The sequence below is a fragment of the Paenibacillus sp. MER 180 genome (assembly GCF_023713665.1).
Taxonomy (GTDB): domain Bacteria; phylum Bacillota; class Bacilli; order Paenibacillales; family Paenibacillaceae; genus Paenibacillus_B; species Paenibacillus_B suaedae.
Window position 1 is genome coordinate 20,983 of record NZ_JAMAVT010000022.1, and the last position, 9,972, is coordinate 30,954.

8 protein-coding genes and 1 pseudogene are annotated in these 9,972 nt (G+C 43.7%); 1 reads left to right on the plus strand and 8 read right to left on the minus strand.

Features of this window, described 5'->3' with window-relative positions:
* Window positions 1-80: 80 nt before the first annotated feature.
* The 8 genes from M3661_RS25540 to M3661_RS25575 all read right to left on the minus strand — a co-directional run bounded on the left by M3661_RS25540 (window position 81) and on the right by M3661_RS25575 (window position 9,524).
* Complete coding sequence (locus tag M3661_RS25540; protein WP_251489719.1) at window positions 81-1,109, minus strand: galactose ABC transporter substrate-binding protein; 1,029 nt, start codon at window positions 1,107-1,109, stop codon at window positions 81-83.
* A 138-nt stretch (window positions 1,110-1,247) separates the two neighbouring features.
* The gene (locus M3661_RS25545) at window positions 1,248-2,219 is read right to left on the minus strand and encodes a substrate-binding domain-containing protein (protein WP_251489721.1); all 972 of its coding nucleotides are present in this window, start codon (window positions 2,217-2,219) and stop codon (window positions 1,248-1,250) included.
* Complete coding sequence (locus tag M3661_RS25550) at window positions 2,216-3,958, minus strand: sensor histidine kinase (protein WP_251489723.1); 1,743 nt, start codon at window positions 3,956-3,958, stop codon at window positions 2,216-2,218. The genes M3661_RS25545 and M3661_RS25550 overlap by 4 nt, the downstream gene beginning before the upstream one ends.
* Window positions 3,959-3,965: 7 nt before the next feature.
* Complete coding sequence (locus M3661_RS25555; protein WP_251489725.1) at window positions 3,966-5,564, minus strand: response regulator; 1,599 nt, start codon at window positions 5,562-5,564, stop codon at window positions 3,966-3,968.
* Between the two features lie 169 nt (window positions 5,565-5,733).
* Window positions 5,734-6,240 (minus strand): DinB family protein, encoded by a 507-nt coding sequence (locus tag M3661_RS25560; protein ID WP_065294091.1) that lies wholly within the window; start codon window positions 6,238-6,240, stop codon window positions 5,734-5,736.
* A 314-nt stretch (window positions 6,241-6,554) separates the two neighbouring features.
* The gene (locus tag M3661_RS25565) at window positions 6,555-7,949 is read right to left on the minus strand and encodes an MATE family efflux transporter (protein ID WP_251489726.1); all 1,395 of its coding nucleotides are present in this window, start codon (window positions 7,947-7,949) and stop codon (window positions 6,555-6,557) included.
* Window positions 7,950-8,266: 317 nt separating this feature from the next.
* Window positions 8,267-8,998, minus strand: coding sequence for a DUF695 domain-containing protein (locus tag M3661_RS25570; protein ID WP_065294483.1), 732 nt, complete (start codon window positions 8,996-8,998; stop codon window positions 8,267-8,269).
* Window positions 8,999-9,122: 124 nt separating this feature from the next.
* Window positions 9,123-9,524 carry a hypothetical protein gene (locus tag M3661_RS25575; RefSeq protein ID WP_142544331.1) on the minus strand — a complete coding sequence of 134 codons (402 nt, stop codon included), beginning with the start codon at window positions 9,522-9,524 and terminating at the stop codon, window positions 9,123-9,125.
* Window positions 9,525-9,778: 254 nt separating this feature from the next.
* Between M3661_RS25575 and M3661_RS30895 the strand changes: the two are divergent.
* A pseudogene (locus tag M3661_RS30895) lies at window positions 9,779-9,871 on the plus strand (IS3 family transposase); the annotation flags it as partial.
* Window positions 9,872-9,972: the final 101 nt, after the last annotated feature.

Sequence of the window (9,972 nt, forward strand, 5' to 3'; positions counted from 1 at the left end):
GTCTCTTCGTAAAAAGGGGAGGTACGAATAACGAATCATTCTACCTCCCCAACTTGAAGCCAATAGTTCAACGGTTCACATTACTTCGCGTCAGCCATATTGTCTTTCGTAATTTTCTTATAAGAAATCCAAATATAATGATTATCCGTGATCTCATAACCAACATTATCTTTCGAAGGCTTCTCGCCTTTCGCCAGCACGCTAGCGAGCGTGATCGCAGCTTTTCCTTGGTTCTTCGCATCATTCAGAACGGTTCCAAGCAAGGTTCCTTCCTCCAATGCCTGCAGCGCCGGCGCTGTCGCGTCGACACCTACCACAGGAATGAATTTGTTATCCTTGAAATAGCCATTCGCCTTTAATGCCTCAATGGCGCCCAAGGCCATATCGTCATTGTTCGCAAAGACGGCTTCAATCTTATCGCCATGTGCAGCCAAGAACGCCGCCATCTTCTCCTGCCCTTTTACGCGATCCCACATCCCGGTATCTTCCTGCAGCTTCTCAACTTTAATCCCCGCGTCTTCGATCGCTTGGATCGAGTACTTCGTACGGAGTTCAGCATCCTGATGACCAGGCTCCCCTTTTAACATGACATATTGCAAAACGCCATCCTTGTTCTTATCCGTTCCCGGGTTCGCCTTCCAGTAATCCGAAATAAGCTGACCGGACATCGTACCGGATTCTTCGGCCTTTGCACCAACATAATAGACTTTATCCCATTTCTTCATATCTTCCGGCAGCGGCTCGCGATTCAGAAATACAACCGGAATGTCTTTGGCCATCGCCTTATCGATAATGACACCCGCTGCCGTACGGTCAACAGGGTTAACGACCAAGGCTTTAACCCCTTTCGTGATGAACAAATCCACCTTATCGTTTTGGGTCGGCTGTGAATTCTGACTGTCCACGATATCGGCTTGGGCAATCCCTTTCGCTGAATCCGAAATCGCATTCCGCACGCCTGTCATGAACGTATCGTCGAACTTATAAATCGCAACACCTACTTGGGGTTCACTGCCGCCGTCACCGCCTGAACTTTTCCCGTTTGCGCAGCCGCTAACAACTGTCGCAATTAATGCACTCGCCAGAATCAAAGCTGATACTTTCTTCATTTAATCAAGACCTCCTCAACATCATTCCTGAATACCCTAGAAAAGAATACGCTTTCATTATGATGGATTCTCATGGGATCCGGTATCGAAAATCCTCCTGAGTTCTATCGAAATTCTCATCATCTTGCGCGCACTGAGTTATTTTACAAACGGAAACAACAGCTTCTGGTTTTCTGGCCACAGCATATTGTCCAGATCAATTAGCTTAACGCCTGTATCTATTCTTTCAGGTACGTTCCGCCCCTCAATAATGTCGACGGCGTACTTCACGGCGAGATATCCGTTATTAAATGGATTCTGAAGAACCAACCCCTGAACAACTCCATCCTGCAACAACCCCATTGTCTCGGGTGGACTATCGAATGCGATCACCTTCACACTTCCACCATGGCCGGATCGTTGAATCTCACGCCCTACGCCGATTGAAGATTCTGCATTAAGTGCGACTATCCCATCCAGACTCGGATATTGTGCGAGCCATCTGCGTGTGATCTCCTCCGCATTTCGTTGATTGGACTGTGAATATTGAATATCCACTACACGAACATTGGGAAATCTGGCCACATAATCTTGAAACCCTTCTTCCCGTTGATTCGCATTTTTGGCTGCCTCTACAAAGTTCATGACCGCAATTTGACCCGATTCATGAATCAATTCGATCATTCGCTTCGCGGCCAGCTGCCCTGCTTCATAATTGTTCGTACCGACATACGTCTTCACACGTGCGGATCCAACCTCTGAGTCGATGGATATGATCGGAATATTTTGATAGGCAATTCGATCGGTCACTTGTGCTAACCCCATATAATCACTCGCTGCAAGAATGATGGCATCCGGACGATTCTGAATGGATTGATTCACTAATTCAATCTGACCTGGAATATCATCTTCATGATTCGGAGCCAGAAAATGAAGCTTCACATTGAATTCCTTGGCCGCAGCCTCAGCCCCGCTCTTCAGCGTGTTCCAGTAATCGCCCTGATTCATCTTGACGATTAGGTCTATAGCGAGCATATTATCCGACATCATATTGGTCTGAATGGAACAAGACGACAGCGAGAAGGAGAGTGATATAATCACAATTAACAATAGATTCATTCTTCGATTCACGACTCTGCCTCCCTTTCATCCCGGACAATGGGAAGCCAGATTTTGACCGTCGTGCCTTCTTCCAGCTCGCTCTCGAACTCCAGTCCATAGCCTTGACCGAAGCATAGCTGGATACGATCATGTACATTTTTCACGCCAACGCCTGACCCACTTTCACTTCTTACCTTCTTCGTTAGAAGACTGTTCACAATCTGAGGACTCATGCCTAAGCCGTTATCCGTTACTTGCAGCATCAACTTATCTTCTACAATAGCGGCTGTTATGGTGATCATCCCTTCCTCCTGCATCATCTCAATCCCATGCACGATCGCATTTTCGACGATTGGCTGCAAAATAAGCTTCATGGTCATGCAATCCAATGCCTCATCCTGGATATTTATTGCATATTGAAATTTGCGTTTATAACGGATGGTCTGAATGATTAAGTAATGTCTGACATGTTCAATCTCTTCTTGTACGGTGATGATGTTCTTCCCTTTGCTCAGGCTAATCCGAAAAAATCGCGATAAGGATGTAATTGCCGTAACGGCCTCCCTTGTCTCTCCCCGTTCCGCAAGCCGGATGACCGAATTCAAGGTGTTGTATAGAAAGTGTGGATTAATCTGTGCTTGCAGCACATCAAGCTCACTCTTGCGCTTCGCCTCTTGCTCCACAATAATCTGATCCATTAACTGCCGAATTTGCCGAAGCATCATGTTGAACCGGCTGGACAATTGATCCACTTCATAGATGCCCATCGTCGAGATCGGTACTGTAAAGTCCCCTTCCCCCGCGCTCTTTACCGATTTCGCTAGATTCTGAATGGGCAGTGAGATTCTCGCAGATACAACGATCGACACGAATAGAACGATCAGAATGACGATGACGAGAAACCACAGTATAAAGGTATTTAGTTCAGACTTGGTTGTTACGATCTCATCTTTGTAGGCGACGCCTACAACTTTCCAGCCGATCGGATTTACCGTTTTGACGGTAATCAGCTTGCTCTCGTCATTGCTGTTATCTTGGAAGCTTCCATATGCGTAGGTAAGGACGCGTTCTAAGTTCTCATACTTTAACCCTGCATAAATCAGTTGCTGCTGCGGATGATAGACGATGTTGCCGAACGAATCGATAATGTAGATATAGCCCCTCTTGCCAAAGGATACTTGCTTGCTTAATTCATTGATCGTCTTGAAGTTCATATCGATAACCAGCACACCCTGATCATGCTGGCCTCCCGCTACACGATACCCAGCTTGCTTACTGATGGAGACGGCCCATTTGTAAGTGGTTTTAAATAAATTCTGAATATGAGGTGATGAAAAAGATAAATGATCCGGCCGCGCCATAGCGGCCTCGAACCAGCTTTGCCGCTCTAATTGTGTATTGCTCCGCATGGTCAGTTGAGGGGTGTTAAAGACTAGCTTTCCTTGCTTGGTAAACAAGGCAATCGAAATCAAATCTTCTCTTGTTTTCATAATAGATCTCAGCTGCTCTACTAAAATAGGATTCGTCACGGAAGGACTCTTACGAATCAGGTCCTGAACGACCTCGAAGATACTTGTAATGTTGTTCACATATATCTCCAAATTATAATTGACCTGCTCTACGACTTGCTGAATATTCAAGTCCGCATTTGTCTCCGCCGTACTGGAAAATTTGTTATACAGCATGATGCTGACCATACACACCGCAGCAACGGTTATGAAAATAAACGTTTTTGCGATAATAAACTGAATGCTCCTGACGTTGATCATGCCACCTTCACCCTCGATCCCGATTGCGGTATTCCTTGGGCGACAATCCGTAGCGCTTGCGGAAGCTGAAGCTGAAATAATTCGGATCCGCATACCCAACCCTCTCACCGATCTCGAACGCTTTGAGATCTGTTGACCGCAGCAGTTCCTTCGCCGCTTCCATTCTTAGCTCTAGTAGATAGCTCACGAAGGTGGTTTTGGCTTCCTTCTTAAAAATATGGCTGAAGTAGCCTGTGCTGATGTGCAAATGCCTGCACACCGTATGAATCGAAATATCCAGATCCGCATAATGAAGCTTCATATACGCTTTTGCGTCATCCACCAGCTTCTTGTAGCCAGTCTGCCGCTCGACGGCGATGCAATTCATAATTTTCATACATTGATGAAGCATCCAATTCTTTGCCTCTGACGCATTATTGCAATGATAGATTTCCATCAATGGATGTACGGCACCCCCGAGGAACTGCTCGTAGTTGACGTCCATATCTTTCGCCACTTTCATCATGGCTGTCCAAATTTCGATCCAATAGCTTTGAAAATCTTGCAGCGAAACCGTGCTGGATTCCACGACATCAAAAAACTCGCCCATCATCACTTGCGCTTCTTCTATCGTCCCTACCTTCATACAACGGATTAAGGCCTGCTCCTTCATGTCGTCGAATACAAGCGGATTCACCCGCTTCGCCTCTACATCTTCAATCCAGATGACGCGATGATTTCCGTGAATCAATCGATAATGAAGCGCTTGTACCGCTTCCTGATAAGAAGATACCAACTCGGACAAATCGTTCACGACAGTCCCCACGCCAATCGTTACCGTTATTTTGAGAAATCGATGGACACTCTGAAGAATCTCTTCTAGTATCCCGATCGTCTCCTGACTATTTCCAACTCCCTCTCGGCTTGCGCTCATCGTTAACACAATGACATGATCATGGTGAATAAATACTCGTCCCGGCATATGCTTCAGCACGAGCTCCTCGGCAATATTGCATACGGCAAATTGCAATAAATAGCGGTTCTTCTCTTCCTTGCTATGATCCATTTGAATCGCAGAGACCAAATAAGCAGAACCCGATAAATCTATCTCATAGCGCTCGCATTTCTCTTGAATGTCTTCCAAAGAGCACTTGCCTGTAAGGAGAGAAGATAGAAATACATGCTGCAATACTGGTAAGCTCTTTCGATAATGATCCTGTAGCGTTAGTAAATTGTTCTTCTCCGCAACCTCCTGATCCATCTGCTGCTTGACCTTCACCAGTGCGGCTTGCAATTCCGCAGCGGAAAATGGCTTGAGCACGTATTCGTCTATCTGGAGCTTGATCGCCTTCTGCGCATATTCAAATTCATCGTAGCCCGTTAATATCATTATTTTCATCGAAGGATCATGACTGCGAATCCACTCCGCCAGCTGCAATCCATTCATGAAAGGCATATGAATATCGGTCACCACAATATCCGGTTGCAATCTTTCTATGTACTCCATTGCCTCTTGACCATTCTCTGCCGTCTCCACGACCGTAAACCCTAATGACTCCCAATCAATTTCATGCAGCACACCTTCTCTCACGTCTTCTTCATCATCAACGAGAATTAATTTGTACATCGACATCCCCCTTTTTTATGAGAAAAGTTAAAAAAGCCGGTAATCGAATGCAAGCGTAAAGTCGCTTTCAATTACCGGCTGTTGCTCATATGAAATTATTATTCGCTAGTGAATTGACTTCACCTGTATATTTCGGAATTAAATGACCGCATCTTTCGCATGCCAGTCTTTATCTAACCCCATTTATAATGTCTTGAATTTGTTGAATGTGCCTTTCTTCATGTACGTACGTCGATTTCACCCAATCAATCAATAACATCTCTTTAAAGGCAGGGTGAACAAAATGTCTTCTACTCAGTATCGTCGGATCCTCTAAGGCGTTTAGCATCTCAATAAATTGTTGTCTAGAATTGTTTAGCTTTGCAATGATGTCTTCATATTCGTAATGTTCATCCGTTGGCTTTACAATGTCCGGGGCCGCTAGCTTTATTTTTCTGTCCAGTAAAGAATCGATTGATTTGTGTTCTACGGATGATTCTTCTGTATTCTGTAACCCCCTCTTAATGGCTACGACATATATTTCTTCTACCTTGGCAAGGTGCTGACATATCTGACCAATACTCCAACTATCTTCGTCTTTCCGTTCATTTAATTGGTCTTCAGTTAATCCTTTCAGAATTCCGAGCAGTTTGTCTCTTGTTTCCTTTACGTTTTGCTTGATTTCTTGCAATTCCATAGAAACCTCCCTTTCATTAATTGTTGTGATGAAACGGTTGGAACATTACGAAGTGGTTGTCAGGTGGCTGTAAAATTGAACAATAGATGGGGCTGCACGATGCGGATAAACGTAACTGCTGATGTGACTGGGCTGCTACTATCATATGTAAATATATTTCATTTAGAATATTCCACAAAATGCCACCCTGTTCCTGCTTCTCCAGGAGCTATCCAGTGAACGAGAGCAATAAAAAAAGACAGCGTGACTCCTCTTCAACTAGGATTTCGCTGTCTTTTCTCTTTGTTTAAGAGCCGTAATGGCTCTTGAAACTATCAAATCAACTTCCGGCTGTACCACTTCTCCCCGCGGAAACGCCAGAGGAAGGCGGAGCCCCGGATCCCCCACTCTATAACCATTGCGATCCATACCCCTAAGATACCAAGGCCAAGCGGTATCCCGAGTACATAGCCCAGAATGACACGGAACAACCACATCGTGAGCATCGCAGTAATCGAAGTAAAGTTGGAATCACCCGCTGCACGAAGAGCCGATGGCATTATAAAGCTGATCGACCATAAAAATGGCTGGGTAATCGCAATCAGCACCGTAAGTTTAAAGATCTCCGGAATGATCTCCGCCGGAGGAGAGAACAATCTCACGATCCAAGGGAATAAAGGCATGAGAATCACTGCCGCAATAACGAATATGATGGAGGACAGCCACAGGAATGACTTGATAAACTTCCTCGCGTCCTCAATGTTGCGTCGTCCGATGCATTGTCCTACGACCGTGACGATCGCGATGCTCAAGGCATTCGCTCCGATCTGGAACACAAGCGATATGGAGCCGCTTATGGCATTGACCGTGATCGCAAGCGTACCGAGCTGAACGATAAACGTCTGCGTCAGCAGCTTCCCGCCATTAAAGAACATCTGCTCCGCTGCAAAAGGAACACCGATAATCATAATTTTTTTCAAAATTGAGAAATCCAACTTCAATGCATTCTGAATTCGGAACTGCAGCGTCTGATTGATCTTCAACAAATAAATTAACGATATCACCATTCCCAGCACACGAGCCGTAAGCATGGAAATGATCAATCCGACTACGCCCATATCGAGTACCGTAATGAACAATACATTCAGAAACAGGTAGGTCAAGTTCATAATGAACGATAGACCCAAGCAGGCCTTCGTCTCTGCCACGCCGCGCAACGCCCCCGTCACAGCTTGAAAAATCGCAATGAACGGGTACGTGAGGCAGCTCCCGATCAAAAAGATCCTTGCGTTATCCAGCACATCCGCTTCCGCACGACCGAATAATAAATTTAGTGTGGGGTTATGAAAAATAATAACGACCGCGCTGATCAAGATCGACAGCAGCGCAACTGCCGATATGGCTTGAGCAGCTGACTTCGAAACCATATCCGCATTGCCCCTGCCTTTATACTGTGCGACGATGACGGTTCCTCCCGTCGCCACAGCTACAAACACGTTGACCAAGAAGATGTTCAACGAGTCCACCATGCTGACCGCACTAACCGCCGCTACCCCCGAGGAGCTGATCATGGCCGTATTCAGCAGGCTCATCAAAATAATAAAAGCTTGATCCACAAATATCGGAATAATAATCGCGATAATTTGCTTATAATCAAGCGTTTCTCCTGTGAAATATTTATTCAACAGGAAGGTCGTTCTTCTCTTTATACTGGGAACAATTGTACTCACCGTATCATCTCTTCTTCATGTATTGTGCCAAGGATCCCCTTGACCTCACATAGTGACGCACTATTATACCACTCTTTAGAGGAGATGAAAGTGAGGTGTGTGTCCTTATTCACGCATATTTCGTGATTTCCGAGCACCGCACTCGCTTTTGCAGTCTTTTTATATACATATGGCAGAGATACGGCTTCTTACTCGCCTTCACATCATGTCCAATCATAATGAAACATACTTTACCTTCGGCGTGCAACCTTAGGGTGGGTTTTTACTTTCTCTTGTTGTTATGATTCAAGCCAGGCGAAGTTGCCTCCTCCTCTAATCTACTTAACTACTGTAGTTCCCCATCCATCATATTCGCCATTACATTCTTCTACTAAATCAACAAGAGTATCCGTAACTTCATTAATCGAATGGAAGTCGACGTAATCTGAACGATAGATATGAGAATAAATTTTTTCATCATTAGCAGGATCTGAATCGATTTCGAATCCCAAAAGTTCAACCTTAGCATCGAAATACTCTTTATCTTCAATAGATTGAAAATAGACCCAATGATCTACCTGTCTCACATCTTCAAATGTATCCCCTGACTCTCGTAACTGATCAACAACTTTTCGATTCCCCATATGTTGAATTTGATATTTGTCGGGGTAAAGGTACTCAAAATAAAAATCCCAAGGATTTTCCTCTTCAAGATGAAGAACCTCTATCTCATATCCATGTTCCAAGAAATACGTCTCTGCTGCTTTTTCTAGCTCGTAAGGTTTAGAAAAATAATAAAATACATCCCGTATCCCATCAGTAGTCACCCTGCCAACATGGAATCCAAAACCTGCACTTTCATCATTGATTTTGTCTTCTAGGTCGTTGATTAATTCAGCCTCTTCATTAATTGGAGTACCGCTTTCTCCAGGGTTCTTGATTCGTATTCTTAAAACCATCGGATGTGGATACTCAGATTTCTCAATCTCCTTCCAGATATCCATATCCAATACAACTGATGCAAACTTACCTTCAATCTCACAAAAATAAATATCCCAATGATCAGACATATCGATCTATACCTCCTCAGGAAATTTCATCTTCCTTCATACTATTTGCGAACCAAGCGCTTAGTCAAACTTATATTACGACAAAACCTATACCCAATCTTTCGTGTAATGTTGCTTCCTGCTTTTATTTCTTTAAACGTAATTCAAATTCTTGACATGCGATAACGAAAACCTCGTCATATGTATATATTACATATTGCTTTAACTCCAGACCTCTTGCATTCTTTATATCTCTAAGTATTTTTGTATTACCTATTTCTACGAAGCTACTACTTTCATGATATGAATGATCAAACATCTGTAAACTTACATCTAACTCAACCATATTAAAGTAATAAACTCTCTTGAATAACAATTCATATCCAATAAACTCATCATCATCTGATTCTGTACATAATCCTCCGCTTATCTCGCCAATTAATGTAACTTCTTTCTTTTGATAATTGAATTGAATATCATCAAGGAAAATCGCGTCTCTTCCATGAATTTCACCCAATTCGGTTTTTATAGCTTTGATTTTTTCCATCTCTTTCAACCTTTCTAGCCCGATGCGTAAATAGTTGTTAGGTGATGTTCATCTTTTCCAGAGTTCTCGATCATAGAAGTCTAAGCTGAGAGACCATCCGACGTCGCCTTTCGAAATGTTATTTTCATTTTTATTTTTCCCTCAGATGAATTTCGTTGACAAAATGTTCCTCGAATTAGCAAATGCTACAAGACCTATTGTAAGCATTTATATGGAAAAGACAATAAGCCATACGTAAATGATAGAGGTTTTAAGAGTTCTATAACAACGAGCGTTTTCCAAAGAGACTAAACAACCTTAGTCCGGTTCAATACCGAACTAAGGTTGCTTACAGGCTGCTTCTTTAGTGATGTCTACTTGACGAGAGTTTAGCACTCCAATCACAAGGGAGCTGCTGCGAGGTTAAAAATATGCTCAGTTTAGATGTCAATCCTGGAATCATGTGAGA